The 24915-nt window shown below is 36.0% G+C and carries 22 protein-coding genes; 8 read left to right on the top strand and 14 right to left on the bottom strand.

The features are described 5' to 3' along the window. Positions 1-56: 56 nt before the first annotated feature. The 12 genes from resE to ABH959_RS00385 form a co-directional block, all read right to left on the bottom strand. Complete coding sequence (resE, locus tag ABH959_RS00440) at positions 57-1832, bottom strand: sensor histidine kinase ResE (protein ID WP_142675681.1); 1776 nt, start codon at positions 1830-1832, stop codon at positions 57-59. Beyond that, the gene (resD, locus tag ABH959_RS00435) at positions 1832-2548 is read right to left on the bottom strand and encodes a DNA-binding response regulator ResD (protein WP_002064500.1); all 717 of its coding nucleotides are present in this window, start codon (positions 2546-2548) and stop codon (positions 1832-1834) included. Before resD ends, resE begins: the two co-directional genes overlap by 1 nt. Before the next feature lie 301 nt (positions 2549-2849). Beyond that, positions 2850-4007 carry a cytochrome c biogenesis protein ResC gene (gene resC / locus ABH959_RS00430; protein WP_002135243.1) on the bottom strand — a complete coding sequence of 386 codons (1158 nt, stop codon included), beginning with the start codon at positions 4005-4007 and terminating at the stop codon, positions 2850-2852. Positions 4008-4025: 18 nt separating this feature from the next. After that, a complete protein-coding gene (gene resB / locus ABH959_RS00425; protein WP_113937036.1) occupies positions 4026-5642 on the bottom strand; it encodes a cytochrome c biogenesis protein ResB in 1617 nt (538 codons plus the stop codon). 124 nt (positions 5643-5766) lie between these two features. Further along, positions 5767-6288 (bottom strand): thiol-disulfide oxidoreductase ResA, encoded by a 522-nt coding sequence (resA, locus tag ABH959_RS00420; RefSeq protein ID WP_002064495.1) that lies wholly within the window; start codon positions 6286-6288, stop codon positions 5767-5769. Between the two features lie 94 nt (positions 6289-6382). Further along, complete coding sequence (rluB, locus tag ABH959_RS00415; RefSeq protein WP_002064494.1) at positions 6383-7111, bottom strand: 23S rRNA pseudouridine(2605) synthase RluB; 729 nt, start codon at positions 7109-7111, stop codon at positions 6383-6385. Between the two features lie 289 nt (positions 7112-7400). Further along, positions 7401-7931, bottom strand: coding sequence for a spore maturation protein SpmB (gene spmB, locus ABH959_RS00410; protein WP_002086660.1), 531 nt, complete (start codon positions 7929-7931; stop codon positions 7401-7403). Beyond that, on the bottom strand, positions 7928-8524 hold the full coding sequence (spmA, locus tag ABH959_RS00405) for a spore maturation protein SpmA (RefSeq protein ID WP_002086662.1): 597 nt from the start codon (positions 8522-8524) through the stop codon (positions 7928-7930). Before spmA ends, spmB begins: the two co-directional genes overlap by 4 nt. Next, a complete protein-coding gene (locus ABH959_RS00400; RefSeq protein ID WP_113937035.1) occupies positions 8517-9641 on the bottom strand; it encodes a D-alanyl-D-alanine carboxypeptidase family protein in 1125 nt (374 codons plus the stop codon). The genes spmA and ABH959_RS00400 overlap by 8 nt, the downstream gene beginning before the upstream one ends. A gap of 112 nt (positions 9642-9753) precedes the next feature. Beyond that, complete coding sequence (locus ABH959_RS00395; RefSeq protein WP_002030730.1) at positions 9754-10668, bottom strand: superoxide dismutase; 915 nt, start codon at positions 10666-10668, stop codon at positions 9754-9756. Between the two features lie 106 nt (positions 10669-10774). Next, positions 10775-11266 carry a YpuI family protein gene (locus ABH959_RS00390; RefSeq protein ID WP_002086668.1) on the bottom strand — a complete coding sequence of 164 codons (492 nt, stop codon included), beginning with the start codon at positions 11264-11266 and terminating at the stop codon, positions 10775-10777. Between the two features lie 22 nt (positions 11267-11288). Beyond that, the gene (locus tag ABH959_RS00385) at positions 11289-11678 is read right to left on the bottom strand and encodes a hypothetical protein (RefSeq protein ID WP_002135238.1); all 390 of its coding nucleotides are present in this window, start codon (positions 11676-11678) and stop codon (positions 11289-11291) included. A 186-nt stretch (positions 11679-11864) separates the two neighbouring features. Between ABH959_RS00385 and mprF the strand changes: the two genes are divergently transcribed. Continuing rightward, complete coding sequence (gene mprF, locus ABH959_RS00380) at positions 11865-14453, top strand: bifunctional lysylphosphatidylglycerol flippase/synthetase MprF (RefSeq protein ID WP_016092977.1); 2589 nt, start codon at positions 11865-11867, stop codon at positions 14451-14453. A 4-nt stretch (positions 14454-14457) separates the two neighbouring features. Here mprF and ABH959_RS00375 read toward each other — a convergent pair whose 3' ends face one another. Then, a complete protein-coding gene (locus ABH959_RS00375; protein WP_113937034.1) occupies positions 14458-15252 on the bottom strand; it encodes a hypothetical protein in 795 nt (264 codons plus the stop codon). 173 nt (positions 15253-15425) lie between these two features. Between ABH959_RS00375 and deoD the strand changes: the two genes are divergently transcribed. The 4 genes from deoD to ABH959_RS00355 all read left to right on the top strand — a co-directional run bounded on the left by deoD (position 15426) and on the right by ABH959_RS00355 (position 19099). Then, positions 15426-16133: a purine-nucleoside phosphorylase gene (deoD, locus tag ABH959_RS00370; protein WP_000110707.1), complete on the top strand. Its 708-nt coding sequence runs from the start codon at positions 15426-15428 to the stop codon at positions 16131-16133. Positions 16134-16334: 201 nt separating this feature from the next. Beyond that, a complete protein-coding gene (locus tag ABH959_RS00365; protein ID WP_113937033.1) occupies positions 16335-18146 on the top strand; it encodes a sensor histidine kinase in 1812 nt (603 codons plus the stop codon). Positions 18147-18253: 107 nt separating this feature from the next. Then, complete coding sequence (locus ABH959_RS00360) at positions 18254-18784, top strand: tyrosine-type recombinase/integrase (protein ID WP_000806230.1); 531 nt, start codon at positions 18254-18256, stop codon at positions 18782-18784. A 120-nt stretch (positions 18785-18904) separates the two neighbouring features. Beyond that, positions 18905-19099 (top strand): DUF3924 family protein, encoded by a 195-nt coding sequence (locus ABH959_RS00355; RefSeq protein ID WP_002011737.1) that lies wholly within the window; start codon positions 18905-18907, stop codon positions 19097-19099. Between the two features lie 368 nt (positions 19100-19467). Here ABH959_RS00355 and ABH959_RS00350 read toward each other — a convergent pair whose 3' ends face one another. Next, positions 19468-20313, bottom strand: a complete 846-nt coding sequence (locus ABH959_RS00350; RefSeq protein WP_404492158.1) for a DUF72 domain-containing protein — start codon at positions 20311-20313, stop codon at positions 19468-19470. Positions 20314-20473: 160 nt separating this feature from the next. Between ABH959_RS00350 and ABH959_RS00345 the strand changes: the two genes are divergently transcribed. The 3 genes from ABH959_RS00345 to ABH959_RS00335 all read left to right on the top strand — a co-directional run bounded on the left by ABH959_RS00345 (position 20474) and on the right by ABH959_RS00335 (position 24798). Beyond that, complete coding sequence (locus tag ABH959_RS00345) at positions 20474-21739, top strand: ATP-binding protein (protein ID WP_002126365.1); 1266 nt, start codon at positions 20474-20476, stop codon at positions 21737-21739. Positions 21740-21996: 257 nt separating this feature from the next. Next, the gene (locus ABH959_RS00340; RefSeq protein ID WP_404492157.1) at positions 21997-24141 is read left to right on the top strand and encodes a Gly-Xaa-Xaa repeat protein; all 2145 of its coding nucleotides are present in this window, start codon (positions 21997-21999) and stop codon (positions 24139-24141) included. 219 nt (positions 24142-24360) lie between these two features. After that, the gene (locus ABH959_RS00335) at positions 24361-24798 is read left to right on the top strand and encodes a hypothetical protein (RefSeq protein ID WP_113937030.1); all 438 of its coding nucleotides are present in this window, start codon (positions 24361-24363) and stop codon (positions 24796-24798) included. The last annotated feature ends 117 nt before the right edge of the window (positions 24799-24915 follow it).

Genomic DNA, 24915 nt, shown 5'->3' with positions numbered 1-24915 from the left:
AAAATAAAAAACAGTAAAGCTTTTATTCATGATCAACTTTTTAAAAACATATATATCTAAATTATACGATTTGGTAAATATACAGAGAATGTAGTTCCTTCTCCAACGACACTTGATACAAAAATCTTCCCTTCATGACCTTGAACAATATTTTTAGCAATCGCAAGCCCGAGTCCAGTTCCAATTTTTTTCCCGCGAGTTCTCGCTTTATCAGCTTTATAGAATCGATCGAACAAGAACGGAATATCTTCTTCTGGAATACCAACACCTGAATCTTGCACTTCGAAAGTAAGGCCACTATTTTTCGTATTAATTACAAGTGTAACATGTCCACCTGCATTTGTATGACGGATTGCATTATCAATTAAATTCGTCAGTACCTGTTCCATACGGTCTGCATCAAACGGATATTGTGCAATTGGACTTTGGAAATCCACTGTTAATTGGACTTCTTTATCCTTTGCAATCCCCTGGAATTTACGGCCAATTTTTTCGACAAATGGATGAATATCTACTTCACCTATATGTAACTCTACATGTCCACTTTCCATACGGGCTAAATCTAATAACTCATTTACAAGTTTACCTAAACGAACAGATTCATCATAAATAATTTGAACAAACTCATTAATTTCTTCTTTCGTTTGCACAATATCATCTAAAATTGCTTCACTATATCCTTGAAGCATTACCATCGGTGTACGAAGTTCATGTGATACATTCGCAATAAAGTCTTGACGCATTTTCTCAAGACGACGCTCCTCCGTCATATCTCGCAATACTGCTACAGCTCCACGAATTTTTGTTTGATTGTAAAGCGGTGTCATAAGAACTACGTAGTTACCTTTTTGCAAATTAATTTCAACAACTTGTTGTTGCTCACTTTCTACAACGAGATGGAATAGTTCAACAAGTTCAGAAGGCAGTTTTTTAATTAACTCTACTTCTTTTTCTTCTTGCCAAACTTGTAAGAAGTGTTCTGCCGGTGGGTTGATAACAACGACTTCACCTTCTTGATTTAACGTAATAACACCATCTGCCATACTACTCAAAATGCTAGCTAACTGCTCTTTTTCTTGCTGCAGGGCATTCATATTAAACTTCAACTGTTTCCCCATTTGATTTAAAGCAGTTGCAAGCTCACCAATTTCGTCCTGCGACACCATAGGGGCTTTCGTATCAAATTTCCCGCGCGCTACCTCAAATGCAACCTCACGCATTTTACGAAGCGGTGCCGTAATTCGAGTAGATAAGAAAAATGCAAAGAAAGTTGTTAAAATAATCGCAATCCCGGCTGATAAGAAAATAAAATCAGTCGTTCTCTCCATACCTTGTATTGGAACTTGCAATGATTCATATACAAACACTGCACTTTGATTTTTTGACTGTACTGGTTTCCCGACGATCATAATATCATTTTCAGTATTTTTATTCTTCCTACTATTAGAAGCTTTTCTAATGTTATTTTTAATTTCTTTTTTGTCTTTAAATACAGCCGCTAATTCTTTATCATTTTTCAAATCATCTATTGTAAGAGTAACTAATCCTTCTTGTTTCGGCGAAGAAGAAATTTCCTTACCATCTTCTACAATGATAATCCTTGAAAGTGGATCAGAAAATTTGTAAGCAATATCCTCAATCGTTTTTACATCGGCACCTTCTTCAATTAATTCCGTGACACTTGTTGCAACTTTCTGAAGCCTAGCTTGACTCATATCAACATAATACGTTCTAAAAAACTGTGAAAGTAAAATAGCAACAAATCCAAGAACAAACGAAACGAGAAGTAATATGGTCATCCATAACTTCCCTACTACACTTCTCCAAAGCATCAGTCGTTCACAACCTCAAACTTGTAACCAACGCCCCAAACGGTAACAATCATCTTCGCTGCATCTGGTGATTGTTTACTTAACTTTTCACGTAAACGCTTTACATGCGTATCAACTGTACGTAAATCTCCGAAGAACTCATATTGCCATACTTCTTTTAACAATTGCTCACGGTCAAAAACTTTATCCGGGGCTTTCGCTAAGAATAATAGTAATTCATATTCTTTCGGTGTTAAGTTTACTTCATTACCATCCGCTGTAACGCGGTGCGCATCATTATCAATTGTTAAATGCGGGAACACAGTAACATCTTTCGTCGTTGTATCTTGTGTAAAGAATGTCGTTGGTACAGCGCGGCGTAATACCGCTTTCACACGAAGTACTACTTCACGCGGGCTAAACGGCTTTACAATATAATCATCAGTTCCAACTTCAAACCCTTGTACCCTATTTATTTCCTCACCTTTTGCTGTCAGCATAATAATTGGCGTCGCTTTCTTCTCACGAATCCCTTTACACACTTCGATACCATCTTTACCAGGCATCATAATATCCAATAGGATTAAATCATAATCATTTTGTAACGCCATTTCTAAAGCTGTATCACCATTATCCGCTTCTTCAATTGTGTATTGCTCTCTTTCTAAATACATCTTTAATAAACGACGAATACGATCCTCATCGTCTACAATTAAAATTCTTGATTCATTTTCCATTTCTACCCGCTGCGTACTTTTACCACAACGGTTTACACCTACCCTTCTACAATATAATGTTGCACCTATCCTCGTTTAATTAAGCATTTCTTAACGTTCCACTTCCCATATTATGCTTCACAAGAATAATAAAGTTTGTTCATTTTTTTTCCAAAACTATGTATTTTTTTTGAACAGTATATTTGGTCCTCGACATCATTTTACAGAATCAACCGCTACTTTGTCATGTTTTTCTCAAAAAAGAAGAAAATTTGACAAAAATAAAATAGGAAAGTGACATACACTCTCCTATTTTATTTCTCTATGCATATGAATGTAAACCCGCGATAATTAAGTTTACTACAATAAAGTTAAACATAATGATTGCAAAACCAATTACTGCAAGCCAGGCGGATTTTTCTCCATGCCATCCTTTAGATAAGCGTAAATGTAATACCGCAGCATAAAAGAGCCAAGTAATAAGTGCCCAAACTTCTTTTGGATCCCAACCCCAAAAGCGCGTCCAAGCGATTTGAGCCCAAATCATTGCAAAGATTAATGCTCCTAATGTAAACACTGGGAATCCTATAGCAATAGAACGATACCCAATTTCATCTAATAAATCACTATTCGTATTCTTTACTAACGGCTGAAGTGCCGCTGACACTCGCTTACGTAAAACAAGTCTTAATACAATATAAAGTAGTGTTCCGACTAACACTGACCAAATAACAGTATTTAATTTTTTCGCATTTACAATCGCGGGGACTTCAACCGCCGGTTCTAATTTATTTTCTGTCATTAACTTCCCTTCATGCGGTCCAACTAAAGCAGGGAGATTATACTTCATCTCAACTTGTTGTTCATTTTTATCAACCCATTGAAACTTCGCTTCGTATTTCATACTAGAAAATACCGTTGTGATTCCAATAAATCCAACTGTACAAACAAGTGTGAAAACTACTGTCTCTAACCAAAATGTACGCTTACTTCTTGTTGATTGATCTACATTTTTCAATAAATACATTACGCCTGTAATAAAACTAATTGCTAATATTGCTTGTCCCGCTGCCGCTGTCGTTACATGAATATGTAGCCAATTACTCTTTAAAGATGGGATAAGCGGCGAAATTTCTCTCGGGAACATACTTGCATAAGCGATTAATAAAAGAGCTACCGGTAAAGCAAATAAACCAATAATACTTACACGATATACAAAGTACATAATGATAAAAGCTCCCACAAGCATCATGCCAAAAAATGTACCAAATTCAAAAAAGTTACTAACCGGTGCATGTCCTGATGCGATCCATCTTGTAACAAAATATACTATTTGTGCAATAAATCCTAAAATTGTTATAGTTATACCTATATTTGCCCACTTGTTACCTTTTTCTTTAATTGCTCCTCCAAAAAATAAAGTTGCAATTAAATATAAGATAAACGCCGCGAACAGAAAATTACTACTTATTTGTACCATATCGTTTCCCCACCTTAACTAATTTTTTTCATTCATTTTATCGTGTGGTTGTGGAATCGCTGTTCCTTCTAGTACTCTTTCAATATCTTTCTTTAAGCCGAACCAATTTTTATTCGTATGGCCTGCAACCCACCATTCATCATTAACACGTTGTATCCAAATACGGCGATGGTTCCAATACATACCTTGAATCACACCAACCATAAATATAAATCCTCCAATACCGAGAATCCAAAGCGTCAAATCTTTTCTTACTGTAAGAGCTGTTGCATTTTGCATTTCCACACCTGCAAATGACATTTTATATTTATTATTCCCGTCAGGCTCTATGTTTTGCTGAATACCGACGAAACTAACTTCACCATCTGGTGTTTCCGGGGTAAACATTTTAAAGACGAATGCAGGATTATTCGGTAATTTTGTTTTCGTATTCGGCCTTCCATTCTCATCAAAATAAAAATCCGGAAAATAGCTTAATAGTTCTAGAGAATACCCATTTCCTAAATCATATTTTTCTGTAGGATTCGCTAAATCTACTTTAATCGGTCCCAACTTTTGATTATTTTCTTTGTTTTGCAAATGGAAAGACATGCTTTTAAATTCACTTTCTTTGTAATCCACTTGATAAACAGCAAATTGATCAAATTTCAGTGGCTCATTCACTCGAATTTCAGCTTCTTTTACCTTTTCTAATTTTGGTTTTTGACCCGCTATATTTTCTCCTGCCGCTTTATATAATACAGCATTTGTTTGGAAGTTTTTCGCAATCATTTTATCACCAACACGATCAATTGCTTCATCAAAAACTTCTTTATCCTTACTCTTATCATAAACTTCCTTGATAAACTTTTCGTTTTTCAAATAGTATTGACCATCTGTTCCTGGTATTTCTTTCGTTTCACCGTCACGTAACCAAAGTGCTTCATCTACATACATACTCGGTAAAAAACGTAGCATTGCACCGAATAGAAAGATAATAAGACCAATATGGTTTACATATGGACCCCAACGTGAAAAACGTCCCTTTTCCGCTAAAACGTTCCCGTCTTCCACTTTCACATTATAATTACGTTTCTTTAAATTAATTTGAACTCGTTCTAAGTCACCTTCATGCGGCGTACCAGTCCCGTGCACTCTCTGTCTTTTCAAAAAACTTGGGTGTCTTTTCACCCCTTGTTTTTTTAAAGCTTTATAAAGAGGAATGACACGGTCTAAACTACATATAACAAGTGAAATACCAATGGAAGCAATTAAAATCATGTACCACCATGATCCATATAAATTATTAAATCCTAATTGATAGTATAATTGTCCTAAAAATCCATACTCGGTCTTATAATATTCAGCTGGTTCGATTCCTGGAGTTATGTACATTTCTTGGGGAAAGATAGTTCCTATTGCCGATGAAGCTAAAGTTATTACGATTAACCATACACCTACTTTTACAGAAGAGAAAAAACTCCAAATTTTATCGACTATCGTTTTTGTATGTGTGAGAGATCTCCGAGCACTCCCCTCATATCTCATATCCAATAATTTTATATTTTCATTACTTTCAAATGGTTTCCCACATGCTTCACAAAAAATGGTTCCTATCGGATTAACATGTCCACATTCACACTTAATTTCTTTCAAAGCTCTCACCGCCCTTTTATCTATATGTACTATTGTATATTCCAGCTTAGAGTTACCGCAATACTCAGAATTTTTAAAGCGAAGGCGCTATACGTAAGCACCTCTTATGTAAAGGCTTTCTTAATTATGGAGTGATTTTCTTTAAGTACTCTTCCAATTGTTCCTTCGTTTGCTCACCTATAATTTGCTCTACTACTTTGCCTTCTTTATCAATTAAAAAGGTTGTTGGTAATGGTCCCACTCCATATGTACCTATGATCTTTTGCCCTTTATCAATTGCAACTGGGAATTTCAAATCATATTGTTTCACAAAGTTCTTCACTGCGATATCCGTTTCATCTGCATCTAAGGCAATAATTTCAACGCCTTTTTCTTTATATTTCGGATATAACTCATTCATATAAGGCATTTCTTTTTCACAAGGTTTACACCAAGTTCCCCAAAAATTTAAAAATACACCTTTTCCCTTTAAATCTTTTAATTCAATATTCTTTCCTTCTAAATCAGTTACAACAAAGTTAGGTGCTTCTTTTCCAATTTGCATTTTCTCTTTATCAGTAAAAAATCCTTGATATAGCGTAAACCCTACCGCACCGCTTAAAATGAGCAAAATGATAACACGAAATAATAAGCGATTTTTTTTCATGTTGTCTCCCCTCTCTTCGACGAGTGATAAATATATGTATTTTTTAATAAATCACCAGCGGAGCATTCCACTGGTGAAAGTTTCACAATATAGATTAGCGAGGCTTTGTAGAAGCCAATGCACGTAATTGTTTCACCTCATGTGGTGTTAATTCTCTTGCATCACCAGGACGCAAGCTACCCACTTCTAAAAAGGCATAACGTTCACGTTTTAATTTCATTACTTTACAATCTAACGCTTCAAACATGCGGCGTACTTGACGGTTACGTCCTTCATGAATCGTTAATTGTACAATCGCCATCTCTTTACGCTTGTCCCAAGAAATAATTTTCACTTGTGCTGGTGCTGTTTTCCCATCTTCTAATGCAACACCTCGTTCTAACATGCGAATTTTATCACCTGTTAATGGCCCTTTAATTTTCGCAACATACGTTTTTTCAACCTTATATCTCGGATGCATTAATACATTTGCAAATTCACCATCATTTGTCATCAATAATACGCCAGACGTATCATAATCTAAGCGTCCGATTGGGAATAAACGTTGTCTAATTTCAGGGAAAAAGTCTGTTACAACATTTCTTCCTTTATCATCTGATACACTTGAAATTACACCAGTTGGTTTATATAGTAAAAAATAAACAGGTTCTTCTTTTTCAAGAGGGATGTTATTTACTTCCACTTTATCTTGAGGAGTTACTTTTGTTCCTAACTCCTTCACTATTTTCCCATTAACTTTCACTTTCCCTTGCTGAATTAATTCCTCAGCCTTTCTTCTCGATGCAATACCTGCTTGCGCAATCACTTTTTGTAATCGTTCCATTTCTTTTTTTCACCTCAAATTTATCTTACCTTACATTAGAAAGACTTGGCAACCGCCTAAGCTTTATGCCATTTACTTCGCCTACCTTTAACAACATAGCAATGATAATAAACGTATAAAGGCTATATCACGTTTTCACCCTTTATTATTATTTACACTTTTTCATGTTGTCCACGATAAAAGTTCACCATTTTGTCAAAAATACCGCATAAAAAAACCACTATTAAACTACACGTTAATAGTGGTCGTATACGTATTATAAGCGAAATAGCGCAAAAAATGAATAGCATTACCGAAACAATAGGGAAACAAACACAATCGAACAAATAATTCCGATTAAATCTGCAAAAAGTCCTACCTTTAATGCATCTCCCATTTTTCTAATACCGACAGCCCCAAAGTATACTGTTAATATATAAAAAGTCGTATCTGTGCTACCTTGCATCGTTGAAGCTAACCTACCAATAAACGAGTCTGGCCCATATGTAGCGATTAAGTCGGTCGTAATACTTAAACCAGCAGATCCCGAAATCGGACGTATAAGTGCAAGTGGAACGATTTCGGCTGGTACATGAATAAAGTCTAACATCGGCTTCATTACCGATATCATTGCATCTAAAGCACCTGATGCCCGAAAAATAGAAATAGATACAAGCATTCCAACCATAAACGGCAAAATGGAAACCGCAATTTGAATCCCTTCTTTTCCGCCCTCAACGAACGATTCGTACGTTGGAACTTTCTTTATCGTGCCATACAAAAGGATAAAACCAATTACACAAGGAATTACCCATAATGAAATTGTATTTACAATACTCATTTTTTCCGCCCCTTTCTACTCCTTCTCCGGTAAAAATAGCGGTCAATCCAAATCGCTCCAATCATCGATAACACTTGTGCTATAAATGTTACGCCAACGATTTCAGTAGGGTTTGCTGATTCATAAGTCATTCGAATCGAAATGACAGTAGTCGGAATTAATGTAATCGCTGAAGTATTTAATGCTAGAAACGTCACCATAGAACGACTTGCTGAATCCTTTCCACCATTTAACTCTTTCAGTTGTTCCATTGCTTTAATACCTAAAGGTGTTGCTGCATTACCTAACCCAAAAAAGTTCGCCATCATATTTGATAAAATGAATCCCATTGACGGGTGATCCTTCGGTATTTCTGGAAATAATCTTTTTACTATCGGCATAAAAAGTGATACTAACTTCTTTAACAATCCAGCTTCCTCAGCAATTTTCATTAAACCGAGCCAAAATACTAAAACACTAATAAGTCCAATACAAATCGTTACAGCATCTTTTGACCCTTCAAACACTGCTTTGGTCACTTCTTCCATCGTTCCATTTATCATGGCATACACAATCCCTATAACTGCCATCGCTGCCCATACGAGATTAACCATCTATCCCAACACCTATCATGTAAGAGAAGATTTCTTTTACGTTATTCCAATACATTCCCGTTGTAGCTACTAACTTTCGTTTACTGTAAAACAAATTTCGTTCTCCAACTTTCTCGTTCCCTACATAAATTTCTGTCTTCCCAATCTTTACTCCATCCGTAAGTTTTGCACTTTTATCGAGCTCAACTTTCAATAACACGCTCTTTCTTTCCTCTTCAGTTAAAGGTACAGAAAAACTATTTTTCGTATAAACATGATTGGCATATTTCTTTTCATTTATTTCAGCGAGTGCGCCTTGTCCTAAAACTTTCGCTTGCTTATAGCGTTCAAAGCCTTTATCAAACAAATTCATATGATCATCCCAGTCACTAGAAGCACTCAAAGTTACGACAATTAAATCTAGTCCATCTTTTGAAGCTGTTGTGACAAGCGTCCGTCCTGCTTTCTTCGTAAAACCTGTCTTTCCCCCTGTTGCAAATTCATAATAAGATGTCACAAGCTTATGTTTATTTTTCCACGGATAATCCCAAGAATCTGATTTATACGTTTTTGTTCCAAAAATTTTCTTAAAGGTCTCGTTCCCCATTGCATATTTCGTTAATAATGCCATGTCATAAGCCGACGAATAATGCGATCCATCCCCATCCAAGCCATGCGGGTTTGAGAAATGCGTATCTTTCATTCCGATTTCTTTCGCCTTTTGATTCATTAAATATACAAATCCTTCTATACTCCCTCCCACATTTTCAGCAATTACTTGTGCTGCATCATTACCAGATCTAAGCATTAATCCGTAAACTAAATCTTCTAACTTAACTTTTTGTCCAGGTTTTAAATAAATTGCCGATCCTTCTACTCGTACCGCTTCATTACTAACCGATACTAATTCTTTCATTTTTCCTGATTCAGCAGCTAACAATGCTGTCATAATTTTTGTTATACTAGCAATTTTTTGTGGCTCATGTTCTAATTTCCCATATAGCACACGACCGGATTGTTGTTCCATTAAGACTGCGTTACGAGCACTGACACCACCGTTCATTTTTGCATATGCAGGAATTGGCATAACGCTTGCGTACATTATAATTAGCGTAATTATTATACAAATTCGTCTCATATTTCCCCCCACGTCCTTTTGGCACTTTTTGTACAAGTGTATGCTTGGCCTTTTAAAATATGAACGAAATTTCCCTTCCACCTCCACTAAAAAAGACGCATGAGATATGCGTCTAATACGGTGTCCATTCAATTTGCTTCGCACTTTCAAATCTCTTTTCTACATCTGGCCAATTTACAACATTCCACCAATTTTTAATATATTCATCTTTTCGATTTTGATATTGTAAATAATACGCATGTTCCCATACATCCAGTACAAGGAGTGGTATCGTATCCCACTGTGTAAACAATTGATGAAGCGTGCTTTGCAAAATTTCTAACCTTCCTGAACGGGGTACCCATACAAGAATTGCCCATCCTGAACCTTCCACTTTAGAAGCGGCTTCCGTGAAATGCTTTTGAAAACGTAAAAAACTTCCGAAATCTTGCTCAATTTGTTGTGAAAAAGCCCCTCTCGGACTTCCACCACCATCTTTTTTCATGTTATTCCAAAATATCGTGTGTAAGTAATGACCTGATCCATGAAAAGCCGCTTCTCTTTCCCAATGCTTAATTAAATCAAATTGATTTGTTTTTCTCGCTTCTTCCATCATCTTCTCTGCTTTATTTAATCCTTCCACGTAACTACGATGGTGTTTATCATGGTGTAACATCATAATTTCTCGTGAAATGTACGGTTCTAGCGCATTATATGGATAAGGTAATGGCGGAAGGGTATGCCCCCCAATCGGAACAGCTCGTTCGCTATCCCCTCTTTCACATAGTTCATATTCCTCTCCTTCTTGCATAAATACTTCCTGTAAATGGTGTTGAATATGTTCTACATCATCACTTATTTCATACATAAACTCGGCATCTGTGTCGTATTCATGCTCTTTCATACGCTCTAATAACGTTTGAATTTTATAAGCAAGCATATGGACATCATACACTTCCATTGCACGGCTATCTAATACTTGAAGAACACTTTCACACCAGCTTTCTACTTCATGAAAGTAATCTGTAAATACACCTTGCTGACTCATGTCACACCTCCTTGATGCTATCCACTTTAACTATATTCAATTAAAATCCCTTATATAACTGGACAAAAGGAAAAGAAGCTAAGTATCCTTAGCTTCTTTTCCTTAATTAATATTTGTGCAACATTTTTGTTTGGTAATCTGTCTCATAATATTCTAGTTCTTCACGCATCAATTGAAATTTCCCTTCTAAATCCTTCATCATTCGTTCTATAGATCCAGGGGGGATTTGCTGAAAAACAATAGAATTTTTCCCTGTATAAGCAGAACGACTATTTTCATACCAATGATCATTCTTTGGCGAAAAAAACTCTGCAATTACTTGATGGTAAATCTTATATAAAACTGTTTCAGCTGCGGTCTTTCGAAATGGTTGGCTATTCAACAAAACAAAACATGCATCAAGTCCTTCTTCACAAAAAACAAGAAGTCTTCTTATTGATGCTAATATCCCTTTATAGTATTGCTCGTTTCCTGTTGGTGTCTCCTCCAATAAAGAAGGTAACGTATGATAATTTACATAATTAGTTATCAAGGAAATTACATCTTCTAAAAATATAGAAACTTGTTCTGTTTGATTTTCAACCATCAAATTAGACATGGCTTCTCTCTCCTTTGCCGTTTTACGCTATTTCTACTCTTTTATTTTTATGTAATTCAGCTAATATTTCTTGTACTTTCACCACTGTTCCCTCATCAAAGTATCGTTGAAAGTCTGTTACTTCATTGAGATACAAGCGCTTCTGCGCGCGTAGCTCTTTATCTTTCAGTAAACAAGCGATCGCTACAATATCTCGTAAATATACGTCTTGTTCTTCTACTTTATAAACTGGATTTCCTTCAAAAGGGGTAATTTCTTGTAAAATTTCTTCAAAATATCGAACATATAAGACAGAAAAGGTTTTCTCTTGATTATTTAATATATATGTCACTTCAGATCTATTAAAAAAATCTTCTGATGTATTCGGTTTTGCTTTTTCTAACTCATATCCTGCATAACCTATTATAATCATCTACTTCCCCTCTCTTCCTTCTTTCATCTTATCTTAACTTAATTTTCTGATAAACGAAATATTCTTTTAAATATAACCTATATAAAAAATAGCTTCCCTATACAGGAATTTACCTTTTTATTTTTCTTGAAGTTTGTCATAATAATATTATTGTCTCAGTTTTCTTACACAAGGAGAGTTGTATTTATGTCGTTTTCATGGAAACGTTTCTTACAAATCGGGAAAATAATCTTCCCATTTGTTGTCTTAACAATTGTTTTCTTTCAAGCTAAAAAAGAATTAGCAGGCATTTCTTTTTTAGAAGCAATTGAAACAATTAAAAACATTCCAACTGGTGGGGTATTTTTAGCGATTACACTCGGTGCATTTGCCGTTTCAACAATGTTCTTTTATGACTTTGTTATGCTTCGTTACTTAAAAGCAGACATACCTGTACAAAAGATTTTCCGTATCTCATGGATTGCAAACACTTTAAATGGATTTATCGGTTTTGGTGGTCTTGTTGGTGCCGGTGTACGTACAATGCTATACCGTCCGCATATAAAAGATAATGGAAAACTTATTAAAAGTATTGCTTGGATGACAACCGCTTTTATTAACGGATTAGCCATTCTGTCATTCCTCGGCCTTATTGGAATATTAGACACTAGTTTTATTCTGCACGAAAAACCGTGGTTATGGCCTGTTCTTATCTTCTTTGCTCTTTTCGTTCCTATATATATTGGGTTTTCTAAAATTAAAAATAGAAAAACAAAACAGCTAGACGGACAAGAGGAAGAAGAAGAAGAAGAGAAAAATCCAACTGTTTTATATTCATTAGTTTCATTAGTCGAGTGGGTATCTGCCGGTATCGTTATGTACGTCATTTTAATATTGTTTGGAATTGATATCGAATTTCAAAAGTTTTTAGGTGTTTACGTAATCGCTGCTTTAGCTGGTGTCGTAAGTCTTGTTCCTGGTGGCCTTGGTTCATTTGACCTTGTTTTCTTAACTGGACTAGGACAATACGGCGTTGATACAGGCGTATTACTACCTGCTATGTTATTATACCGACTTGTCTATTACATCTTACCATTCTGCCTAGGTCTCATTTTTGCAGCCTTTGAAATGACAGGAGCGGCCATAAAAAAAATTGAAGATAAACCCTTTATTGCACCTGCGTTAGAAACAACTGGTGTAATTTGGACTTTACAACGTGATTTTTTAGGGAAATTAGGTTCATGGGCATCCGCCGCTTTAACAGTATTCGCTGGCTTAATGGTTATTCTATCAACAATTTTACCGACTAGTATAAATCGAGCTCACGCCTTACATATTTTAGCTCCAAAGCACCTTATTCAATTTTCTTTTAGCTTATCATTAACATTCGGTATTCTCCTCCTGATTCTTTCGCGAGGCATATATTATGGAACAAAGCGTTCTTACTATATGACGATTGTTTCTTTAATTGGAGCAGCAATCTTTAATACCCTAAAAGGAATTGACATTGAAGAAACCTTTATTTTATTAATCGTACTTGCTGTGTTGTATATGCTTCGTAAAAGATTTATACGCGAGAAAATGGAAGTCTCACTTTCTGATATCGTAAAAGTATTTATCTTCTTATTACTTACGCTATATTTATATAAAAACTTAGGTATTTTATTTGCGGGTGCAAAAGAAGCGTTCCAACCTGATTTTGTCGTTCGAAATATTACACAAGTTAAACGAAGTGCATTAGCAGCAGCCTTTTTCGTTCCTACTTTTTTACTTATCGGCTCACTAATTGCCAATCGTTATCGTAGTCAATTTCCCGGGCAACCAGCTAATGATAAAAGGTTAGAAAACTTCTTAGATGAACATGGCGGGAATGTACTTAGTCATTTAGGTTTTTTAGGAGATAAACAGTTCTTCTTCAGTAGTGACGGAAAAGCACTTCTTCTCTTTTCAATTACTGGAAAACGTCTTGTTGTACTAGGTGATCCAATTGGTGATCCATCCTCCTACCGCACTGTGTTGCAAGAATTTTTGACTGAAGCTGATCGATTTGGGTATATTTGCGTATTCTATCAAATTGAAAGCAAATGGATGAGCTTATACCACGATTTTGGCTACAACTTCTTTAAACTTGGTGAAGAGGCTGTCGTTGATTTAAATACGTTTACAATAACAGGAAAGAAACGTGCTGGTATGCGAGCCACTTTCAACCGTTTTGAACGAGAAGGTTATACATTCTCTATTCATGAGCCACCATTCTCAGACGAATTATACGAGGAATTAAAGAAAGTGTCTGATGCTTGGCTCGGCGGAAAAAAAGAGAAAGGATTTTCACTTGGGTACTTCGATCGTGAGTATATTAGTCGTGCCCCTATCGCTACATTATCTGATGCAGAAGGAAAAATCATTGCATTCACAACCTTTATGCCAGTATATCAAAGTGGCATATTATCTGTTGATTTAATGCGTTATTATCCAGATGCCCCTAGCGGAATTATGGATGCAATTTTTATCCACTTATTCCACTGGGCAAAAGAAAATGAATACCATTCCTTTAATATTGGTATGGCACCACTCTCAAATGTCGGTTTATCAACGCAATCGTTCTGGTCTGAACGAGTTGCTGCTGCAATATTTAATAACGTTCGTTACACATATAGCTTCAGCGGTTTACGACATTTCAAAGAAAAATATAAACCTGCATGGAGTGGAAAATATTTAGCATTTCGAAAGAATCATTCTTTACCAATTACAATGCTCTCTGTAACAAAATTAATAGGAAAACGAAAAAACAGCTAAGTACTTAGCTGTTTTTTCGTTTTTGCACTTGTATACTAAACTCCTTTTCATACTTCTTACCATTTATATAGAAATCCCCCCATATTTTATATGTTCCTTCTTCTGGAAATGTAATACGATATTGTAATTGCTCATCCGTATCAACAGGAATGGCATATAAAAAATGTCCCCTCGTTTCATCAACGATATATAGCGCGTTGACTTCGCCTCTCCCTGAATTTAATTTCAGCTTTTCTCCCTTTTTCGCTTGAAACTGAAATGTTAATGTCGTTGCCTCATTCGGATGTAATGCACCAAATAAAAGAGACACTTGATGCTCTCCTATATTTTTTGTAAGTACAGTATCGACAGGTAGTTTCTTTTTATTCTTGTCCTTGTTTGTCTCCTTTTTTTCTTCACCAAAATCTTTCTTAGCAAATGATTCCACTGACTTGTTTTCATCTTCATACAAAAATATCGTGTACTCTTCACCTTTTGCTACATCTGAAGATAGCTTATACGATCCATTTCCAGCAAATATAGGCTTCGTTTGTTGTATGTTTTTCAAATTCCCATCCACTATCACTGCTCGAATTTGATCGTTCACACCACGAACTTCATTATTCATTTTATTTAGCAATTGAAACGAAATATCGACTTTTTCATTTCCTTCTTTATTCTTCACATCCCATTTCACTTCTTGAACATCTCCGGTCGTTTCTACAGTTTCTTGATATTTTTTTATGTAAAATCCTCCTGCCACAATAAGTACTAGTGCAATAAGCCCAATGACAAGATTTTTCAAAATATCACCTACCATTTTTATTTTCTTTATCCATGCAAAACCTCTTAAATATATATTCTAGATTATGATTTATGAAATCCTCCTCTTTTGCACATATTACAAATAAAAAAGATTTTAATTGAAAGGAGTCGTAGTGTATAATGCAAATGATATTGATTTCTATCAATACATTATAAGGAGGATTTTTCATGAGTGTACATATTGAAGCAAAACAAGGCGAAATTGCTGAATCTATTCTATTACCTGGTGATCCATTACGTGCAAAATATATTGCTGAAACATTTTTAGAGGATGTTACTTGTTATAATAACGTGCGTGGCATGTTAGGTTTTACTGGAACTTACAAAGGAAAGCGTGTATCTGTTCAAGGTACAGGCATGGGTGTTCCTTCTATTTCTATTTATGTAAACGAATTAATTCAAAGCTACGGAGTGAAAAATTTAATTCGTGTTGGGACATGTGGTGCAATTCAAAAAGATGTTAAGGTACGTGACGTTATTATTGCGATGACGGCTTGTACAGATTCTAATATGAATCGCTTAACATTCCCGGGTTTTGATTTTGCTCCTGCTGCAAATTTTGATCTTTTAAAGAAAGCTTACGATGCTGGAACAGAAAAAGGATTACACGTTCGTGTTGGTAACGTATTAACAGCAGATGTATTTTATCGTGAGAGCATGGACATGGTTAAAAAACTTGGAGATTACGGTGTATTAGCAGTAGAGATGGAGACGACTGCTCTTTACACATTAGCAGCTAAATATGGTGTAAATGCATTATCTGTATTAACAGTAAGCGACCATATCTTCACGGGTGAAGAAACAACATCTGAAGAGCGTCAAACTACATTTAACGAAATGATTGAAATCGCTTTAGATGCAGCAATTCAGCAATAGTACACTAAAGAACTCGTCATACGTCTGGCGAGTTCTTTTTTATGCTAAAATACTTCTATAGTCACTGTACCGTCTCTTTATGTGACTTTCTATAAAAAACTACTTTAGAGAGAGACAGATTTATCCCCTCTACTTTTTTGTAACCTTTGTTATAATTAAGAAATCATTTATATTACAGTATTTTTCATACGAGGTGAAACAGTGAAGAACAGAAGCATCGTCTTTAAACTATTTTTATTAACATCAACTTTATTTACAATCATATTTCTCCTTTTTTTCCTTGGACAATCTCTATTTTTAGAGAGGTTTTATATTAATAAAAAAATAAAAACCGTTCAAACGGCTTTTGAAAAATTCGTAGATAATTATGAAAAAAGCGACAAAAGTTTTGAGGAAATCAGAAAGCTAAAACAAGAATTTCACGATAAAACGAATGCTGAAATGCAATTTTTAGATTCTAACGGCATTATTAAAAGTGAAAACAATTACTACATTGAGGTAATTAACCCTAATAACAATAAAACCTATTCCATCCCACTTAATAATCTTTTAACACCCGAAGAATATAATAAATTCGAAAATTTAGGCTTAAAAAAAGAGGGCATGATTCACGTAGAGGGATTTTTACAAGATAATATAATAACGCCACTAGAACTGACGACTAATTATAATCGATGGCGAAATGAAAATGGCAATTCGGATTTTCAATCAATTAGTGGTAACCCCTCTAAAAATCGACTCACAAATCGATATAAAACTACGTCTCAGATCAGTTTTACCGGTGTGATATCTAAATTACATATCCCTTCCAAATCTGAGGTTCGCCTTGCAAATGATTTTGAAACATTACAAGCTGTTGAATATTTTGCAAGTACTATTAGACAAGGTACTTCTAATTCAAATCAATTAAACACGTATATTTTAGATAGTGGGGAAAATATAAAAAACAGTGTCTTTGTAAAGCCTATTATGGAAAACGGAAAAATTAAGGATTACGCTTTTGTGATAGCATCTTTACAACCTGTTAATGAAGCGATGCTCGTTTTAAAAGATTATTATGTCTATGCCTTAATTATCGTGTTTCTCGTTATTATTTTGTTATCCTTCTACTACTCAAAAATCATTGTTAAACCATTAATTAAGATAAATCGTGTTACAAAAAAAATGGCAAACTTTGATTTTAGCGAGAAGTTACCTGTTACGGCAGACGATGAAATTGGCGGGTTATCAAGTGGTATTAATACACTCTCTGTAAATTTAAAAGATCGAATCGACCGATTAAATGTCGCCAATACAAAATTACAACAAGATATTGAACGCGAACGTCAATTGGAAAAAACGAGAAAAGAATTCATTTCTGGTGTATCTCATGAATTAAAAACACCACTTAGTGTTATTCGTAGCTTCGCTGAAGGTATTCAAGATGGCGTAAGTAAAGATACGACATATTATACAAATGTTATTTTGGAAGAGACAGATAATATGAACAGGCTCATTGTTGAAATGTTAGAATTAGCAAAACTAGAATCAGGTACGTACAAACTAGAAATGTCGACATTCTCGATCGGTGAATTAATTCAACAAGTCTATACAAAATTATTATTTAGCATGGAGGAAAAACATTTACAAGTGGACATCCATGCTGACTCTTCTCTATTTGTTAAAGCAAATCGTAGCCGTATTGAGCAAGTCGTTGTAAACTTACTTAGCAATGCAATTCGATATACTCCAGATGGTGAAAAAATACACGTCTCTGTTATAGAAACGGAAGATACAGTGAAAATCAAAATTGAAAACACAGGTAATCCTATTCCAGAAGAAAGCCTTGAAAAAATTTGGGATCGCTTCTACCGTTTAGACGCTTCTCGTAGCCGTCATACTGGGGGTACTGGCCTTGGGTTATCCATTGTGAAAAACATTTTAGATCTCCATCACGCTGAATACGGCGTGTATAATACCACTAATAGCGTTGTATTTTATTTTAATTTACAAAAAGTAAAAGAAGTCAAATAATTTGTCTTAATTTCACTAGGAGTTCACATGAAATTCACACTCTCCCTTTATAGTAAGAAACAAGTTAATCCTTTCCTTTACACATATAAAAGAGGAGAGTGCGTGAAATGAAACAAGCAGGACAACCTATTCAAAATGAAAAACAATTAGAAACTATCAAAAATATACTTTTACAATCTTCGAAACGTGATGGCTTATTATTCGTATTAGCTGTAAATTCTGGCTTAAAAGTAAGTGAAATCTTACAATTAAAAGTTAGTGATGTAATCGATGAAGACGAAAATGTTCGCCATTCCATTTTATTTTACAATGAAAAAGTAAAGAAACATAAATGGTTTGCTGTAAATGAAGACTTACAGCACGCAATCGAAGACTACATGAAAGAACGTAAAACTTGGAAACGTAATGAACCATTATTAAAGTCTCAAAAAGGAACAAAGTCTATTACGAGACAACATGCATGGTACATTTTAAACAAAGCTGCAAAAGAAGTTGGATTAGAAGGGATTAGCTCACATACACTTCGAAAAACTTGGGGCTATTGTGCATACAAATCAGGTGTTGATATTGCATTTTTACAACACTTCTTTGATCACAGTACTCCATCCAAAACTTTAAAGTATATCGGTATTGCTTAATAACTCTTATACATAAAAAGGTTACCATTTGTAAATTTGGTAACCTTTTTTATGTTTCATATTCTCTTTTCTTGTCTCTCCTATACTGTAGTGGTACTCTAATAGTAAGGGGGAGAAATTATGAACACATTAACAATTGAATTACCGAAAGAAACGGCTGAAAAACTTGATTTATTAAAGAAATCTTATGAAAAGAAAACAGGTGCTACAATTTCTGAAAGCACTCTCGTTCAAACACTTATCTCAAAGGAATTTATCCAAGCGATAACTCCTTTTGATTTACAACAAATCATCAATGGAAAAGAACAGCAGTAATTGCTGTTCTTTTTTTATTACTATTTAAAATATAAAGTGAAACTTTAATCAGTGGGGGTTTTGTTCATCCCCCACTGATTATTAGCCTTCACCAATCGGGCGCTTACGGGCAGCAGGGCTCCCACCTAACTTCTTTGCTCCAGCCGAATTTTGAGGTAGGGGTTTTACTGCCGCAAATAGCGGGATAAAAAGTTTTTTACTTATTTTCCGAAAAACCATTGACAATGATAATGATAACCATTATCATTTATTATGAAGCCAACAATTGATGAATCAACCAAACGCTCAGTAACATTGTTACCCCTCTTTTTCATATAGAAAGGCACTGTACATTCCCCCTGTTTGTACAGTGCCTTTCTTGTTTATCATCATTCAAACAAATTTAATTGCTCAGGCTTCGGCTCACCATATGTAATGTTCATCATTTTCATAAGCTGTTTCGCATTATCCACTGCATCTCCGCCCGAATTATTATTAAACAATACAAATATATCCTTCGTCTTCTTTTTCAATCGCTCTAATCGTTCTACCCATTCCGCCAATTCTTTACTATTATAACGATATAAACAGCGAACCGCTCTCCAATTTTCTCCTTTATCCAGCCAACCATGAACATTTCGGCCATGAAAACGTATTAACGTCATGTCCGAGTTTGTTGCCTCTAATATAAGCGGTACTGATCCTATTCCAGCCTGAGGCTCATCGCAAATTGTATGAATCCAGTTTTCTTTTTCTAAAAACTGTAACGTCTTATCTCTCATTTCTGGATAAAACCATGTTTGATTTCGAAATTCTATTGCACATGGTAAATCTTCCATTTTTTCTTTCGTGTATCGAAGTAAATCTACATTTTTCACTTTACAATCAAACCATGGTGGATATTGAAATAAAATCATTTTTAATTTATTTGCTTCTATTAAAGGAAGAATGGATTGTTTATACACATCAAACATCTCATCGAACGTAGAAAAAGGGATTTCCCCTTTCATATGTCCTGTCATTCCTTGATAGGCTTTTACTATAAAAGAAAAATCTTTCGGCGTTTCCATCGCCCATTTTGTATAATTCCGCGCAGGTTGTATCGCATAAAATGAACTATCTACTTCCACAATGGGAAAATGTTCACTATAAGTTCGCAATTTATTTCTATTTTCATAGGGATTTATATATAAAGAATCATGATCTCCCCACCCTGTCACTCCAATGAAAAGCAAATATATCCCTCCCTTTTTAACTTCACCTTCTATCCATTCTACTCACTTCCCGGACATTTCAGCTAATCAATTTCATTAAGTAGCCCCTTCTTTAAGAGTATCCGTATAAAAATATGATATACTAAATGGAAGAATTTTTAAATTGAGGGGTTATTTATTTATGCTTCCAAACGATGATATTGTATCTCATGAAAAACGAATAGAAGAACTAGAAAATAAAGTGCGGTTATATGAAGAGCTTGTGAATCAATTACCACATCATTTCACATACAAAAATCCACATATTGGTTTACAAATAAAGAAAACGAGAACGACTCATTCCATTCAAAACATACAAAAAGAGAATAAAAAGGCTGATTTTCAACTTACTTGCGATTCATTATTTTTATTTGAACAACTTGAAACATACTTTGTTCATATTTTTGATGCTTTTTCACATCATGTCACCTTTGTTGATAGTAAAGGAAATATAACTTTATGTAATCAAGCTGCAGCAGATGATTTTGGTGTAGTACGAAATGATATAATTGGAAAGCCAATTCAACAATTACTAAACTTGCCAGAAGAACAAATTAAAGCGATTGAAACATTAAGAACAGGAACAGAAATATATAATGAAGAAGTGTTAGACAAAAACTATGGTATTTTAAACAATCGAATTATTCGGGATTATAACGGAGAGATTTTTAGAGTTATTAGTGTCTTCCATTATTTAAACACAGAACGTGATGCAGAAAAATTTTCATTAGCAGGACGAATCGCAGCTGGGATTGCTCATGAAGTACGAAATCCCCTTACAACGGTACGTGGATACTTGCAATTTCTACAAGATAACGTTTCTCCATCCAATAAAGAATTGTTTAAAAGTCTACTCATTCCTGAACTAGATCGTGCAAATAGTATTATCACAAAATTTTTAGCCATTTCAAAAACGCGTGAATTTACTAGAGAACCTTTTCCCATCAATACGTTTTTACGCGAATATATTCAACAACTACTTGCTAGTGAAGTTTTTTTACACAACATTTCTATTGACTATGAATTTTCTACGGAATTAGATGGTGTACTTGTCAATATCGATCGTCATGAACTTGTGCAAGTTTTTTTAAATTTATTTCAAAATGCTATCGATGCTCGAGGCGAAAGACCTCTTTCCATTCAAATCTCTAGTTATCGCCTAGATAACTTTGTTCGGATTACTTTCACAGATAACGGAACTGGGGTTCCTCCAGCTATTCAAGAATATATCTTTGATCCATTCTTCTCAACAAAAGATTCAGGAACAGGACTGGGCTTGTCAGTAACGAAGAAAATTATTCAAAATCATAACGGTACATTAAAAATGTCTAGTAATCAAAACGGTACAACTTTCACTATTTCTATTCCAATTTTACCTAAAGCGAACTATGAACGAATTAATCATTAAAAAGGTTGGGCTGTTCCACGAACTGCACGCAAATTGTTAGATATAATCTAACAATTTGCGTGCAGTTTTTTATTCTAACCTGTTCTTTTTTAACTCATATAAATCTTTCTCTATCTCTTAATTGTTCTTTGTTTTCACAAGATAGGTAAACTGCTTATTTTTTTAGAAATAGTAGTTTGTCCCTCACGAATTCAGTCTAGTTTTCATTTTATTATATAGTAACGACTATTTATTCTATAAAAGAAAGGAATGAACAAATGTCCAACAAAAATAAAGGGAAAGTGTTTTATGGTAATGATTGTTGCGAAGTAAGAGCTTGCAGTTATATTAACATCTCTAAGGCAGAACTAAAAGAGTATGCTAGACTTCTTCAAGCTCTTGGTCAAAGTATTCAAGCTGTATTTCAAAACCCTTCTCAAGATAACATCGATAAACTAATTGCTCTCCTGAATAATCTTCAAAAATTCCTCAGTTGCTTAAATTTATCACCTGCACAAGAAAAGATTGGTAGTTCTATTATTGCTAACTTATTAACTATCCTAAAGTCCTCACCTTTCTCATGCGGAGCATTGTACGTTGAACTACAAAGTTTGCTTAATTATTTATTGTATATTGCTAAGTTATTCAAAATCGATTGCTGTACTATCGATAAACTAGTTAAGCTCATTACAGAAATTCAAGCTATCCTAGTTCAATATGGATCAGGTTGCCTTGGTGGAGGAACAATAGGACCTACTGGACCTACTGGACCTCAAGGACCGGCTGGCGCTCGGGGTGCTACTGGACCTCAAGGACCTCAAGGACCTCAAGGTATTCAAGGGACTCAGGGACCGGCTGGTGCTCAAGGTGCTACTGGACTTCAAGGACCTCAAGGTATTCAAGGTCCGGTTGGTGCTCAAGGTCCGGCTGGTGCTACTGGTGCCCAAGGTGCTCAAGGTACTCAAGGTCCGGCTGGTGCTACTGGTGCTCAAGGTGCTCAAGGCGCTCAAGGTCCGGCTGGTGCTACTGGCGCTCAAGGTGCTCAAGGCGCTCAAGGTCCGGCTGGTGCTACTGGTTCCCAAGGTGCTCAAGGCGCTCAAGGTACTCAAGGTCCGGCTGGTGCTACTGGTTCCCAAGGTGCTCAAGGCGCTCAAGGTCCGGCTGGTGCTACTGGTTCCCAAGGTGCTCAAGGCGCTCAAGGTCCGGCTGGTGCTACTGGTGCTCAAGGTGCTCAAGGTGCTCAAGGTGCTCAAGGCGCTCAAGGTCCGGCTGGTGCTACTGGCGCTCAAGGTGCTCAAGGCGCTCAAGGTCCGGCTGGTGCTACTGGTTCCCAAGGTGCTCAAGGCGCTCAAGGTACTCAAGGTCCGGCTGGTGCTACTGGTGCTCAAGGCGCTCAAGGTCCGGCTGGTGCTACTGGTTCCCAAGGTGCTCAAGGCGCTCAAGGTCCGGCTGGTGCTACTGGCGCTCAAGGTGCTCAAGGCGCTCAAGGTCCGGCTGGTGCTACTGGCGCTCAAGGTGCTCAAGGTACTCAAGGTCCGGCTGGTGCTACTGGTGCTCAAGGTGCTCAAGGTGCTCAAGGCGCTCAAGGTCCGGCTGGTGCTACTGGTGCCCAAGGTGCTCAAGGCGCTCAAGGCCCGGCTGGTGCTACTGGTGCTCAAGGTGCTCAAGGTACTCAAGGTCCGGCTGGTGCTACTGGTGCCCAAGGTGCTCAAGGCGCTCAAGGCCCGGCTGGTGCTACTGGCGCTCAAGGTGCTCAAGGCGCTCAAGGTCCGGCTGGTGCTACTGGCGCTCAAGGTGCTCAAGGTCCGGCTGGTGCTACTGGCGCTCAAGGTGCTCAAGGTACTCAAGGTCCGGCTGGTGCTACTGGCGCTCAAGGTGCTCAAGGTCCAGCTGGTGCTACTGGCGCTCAAGGTGCTCAAGGTGCTCAAGGTCCGGCTGGTGCTACTGGTGCTCAAGGTGCTCAAGGCGCTCAAGGTCCGGCTGGTGCTACTGGTGCTCAAGGTGCTACTGGACCGTCGGGCACACCAATCCCTGTAACTATAGCAGCAATAGGAAATTCTAATCCACAAACTATATCACCTGGAACGAATATCCAATTCAATCAAGTTTTCGAACTAAATAATCTCATTTTTAATGACACTTCAGATACTTTAACTATTTTAGAAACAGGAGTATACGATATTAGTTTCTCAGCATCTACAACCTTCCCGGGTTCTTCACCATTTGGATTCGGTATTTCATTCAACGGTCAACCACCTACTCGTAATTTTTCAACTAACGTTATCGGTAGTGCGGTTTCTTTCTCCACAATTGTTACTTTAACAGCTGGTACAACCATCTCTGTACAACCTACAGTAAATACTATTTCCATCCCTAACACTGGTGACACAACAGCTACACTATCAGTCTTCCGAATTTACTAATTTTAGTTTTCATTTTATTTTTGAACGACCAAGAATGTTTGATTTATAGTAATTTGTATTATTTTGATTGTATGTTAAATCTTTCTTTTAATAAAAAGGAGCACTTATTTTGGAGGATAAGTGCTCCTTCTTTACGTTTCTTTACTTCAAATTTACTCTAGCTTAATCCTCTTTTTGTATGATGAATAGTGAAGACAAAGACATGAAAGAGGGATGACAATGCGAATTATATCACTGACACGTTTTTGGTTTGTTCTTATGGTATGCATAATTTTATGTATAGGGTTTCTTTTAACTCTAAACTATTCAAATGTTTCAAAAGCAGAAAGAAAAACCATTCCATACGAACTTCTGTATACAAAACAAAACAACATCCCGTATTCCTCTTCCACACAAAATGAAAAAAAAGTTATAAAAGGAATGCTTATTACAGAAGCTTCTAGTTATGAAAACCTACTTCAAATCGCTGAAACGATTAAAGATCAATATAAAAATAAAGACGTTGATGAAATAACACTCTCTATCCATAATGAAAATACTGGAAGTTTCGAAGAGGAATTGCCATATGAACCTATTAGTAAAGGAATAATAACCGTCACGTATGATTCTCAATCCTTCGGTAGGACCAATGTTACGCTAAATAAACTGAAGCTTTAATCCGTGGCGCTTTTCCCATCCCCACGGATTATTAAGTTAAACCCATCAAATTTTTATAGGCAGCTCGATTCTCACCTAACTTCTTTTCTGTTGCCGCATTTTGAACCGAGATAAAAC

The organism is Bacillus sp. RC51 (assembly GCF_044908115.1).
GTDB classification, from domain to species: Bacteria; Bacillota; Bacilli; order Bacillales; family Bacillaceae_G; genus Bacillus_A; species Bacillus_A mycoides.
This window is presented reverse-complemented; position numbering and strand designations above follow the sequence as displayed.

Bases quoted from the DNA above. Each gene is read 5' to 3' on its own strand.
- spmB (WP_002086660.1), bottom strand. From the start codon at position 7,931: ATGAGTATTGTAAATACAATTTCATTATGGGTAATTCCTTGTGTAATT.
- ABH959_RS00360 (WP_000806230.1), top strand. From the start codon at position 18,254: ATGAAACAAGCAGGACAACCTATTCAAAATGAAAAACAATTAGAAACT.
- rluB (WP_002064494.1), bottom strand. From the start codon at position 7,111: ATGGAACGATTACAAAAAGTGATTGCGCAAGCAGGTATTGCATCGAGA.
- resE (WP_142675681.1), bottom strand. From the start codon at position 1,832: ATGCTTTGGAGAAGTGTAGTAGGGAAGTTATGGATGACCATATTACTT.
- ABH959_RS00375 (WP_113937034.1), bottom strand. From the start codon at position 15,252: ATGGTAGGTGATATTTTGAAAAATCTTGTCATTGGGCTTATTGCACTA.
- ABH959_RS00335 (WP_113937030.1), top strand. From the start codon at position 24,361: ATGCGAATTATATCACTGACACGTTTTTGGTTTGTTCTTATGGTATGC.
- ABH959_RS00400 (WP_113937035.1), bottom strand. From the start codon at position 9,641: ATGAGACGAATTTGTATAATAATTACGCTAATTATAATGTACGCAAGC.
- ABH959_RS00355 (WP_002011737.1), top strand. From the start codon at position 18,905: ATGAACACATTAACAATTGAATTACCGAAAGAAACGGCTGAAAAACTT.
- resD (WP_002064500.1), bottom strand. From the start codon at position 2,548: ATGGAAAATGAATCAAGAATTTTAATTGTAGACGATGAGGATCGTATT.
- resA (WP_002064495.1), bottom strand. From the start codon at position 6,288: ATGAAAAAAAATCGCTTATTATTTCGTGTTATCATTTTGCTCATTTTA.
- mprF (WP_016092977.1), top strand. From the start codon at position 11,865: ATGTCGTTTTCATGGAAACGTTTCTTACAAATCGGGAAAATAATCTTC.
- deoD (WP_000110707.1), top strand. From the start codon at position 15,426: ATGAGTGTACATATTGAAGCAAAACAAGGCGAAATTGCTGAATCTATT.
- ABH959_RS00345 (WP_002126365.1), top strand. From the start codon at position 20,474: ATGCTTCCAAACGATGATATTGTATCTCATGAAAAACGAATAGAAGAA.
- ABH959_RS00390 (WP_002086668.1), bottom strand. From the start codon at position 11,266: ATGTCTAATTTGATGGTTGAAAATCAAACAGAACAAGTTTCTATATTT.
- resC (WP_002135243.1), bottom strand. From the start codon at position 4,007: ATGGTACAAATAAGTAGTAATTTTCTGTTCGCGGCGTTTATCTTATAT.
- ABH959_RS00385 (WP_002135238.1), bottom strand. From the start codon at position 11,678: ATGATTATAATAGGTTATGCAGGATATGAGTTAGAAAAAGCAAAACCG.
- ABH959_RS00340 (WP_404492157.1), top strand. From the start codon at position 21,997: ATGTCCAACAAAAATAAAGGGAAAGTGTTTTATGGTAATGATTGTTGC.
- spmA (WP_002086662.1), bottom strand. From the start codon at position 8,524: ATGGTTAATCTCGTATGGGCAGCGATGGCAGTTATAGGGATTGTGTAT.
- ABH959_RS00395 (WP_002030730.1), bottom strand. From the start codon at position 10,668: ATGAGTCAGCAAGGTGTATTTACAGATTACTTTCATGAAGTAGAAAGC.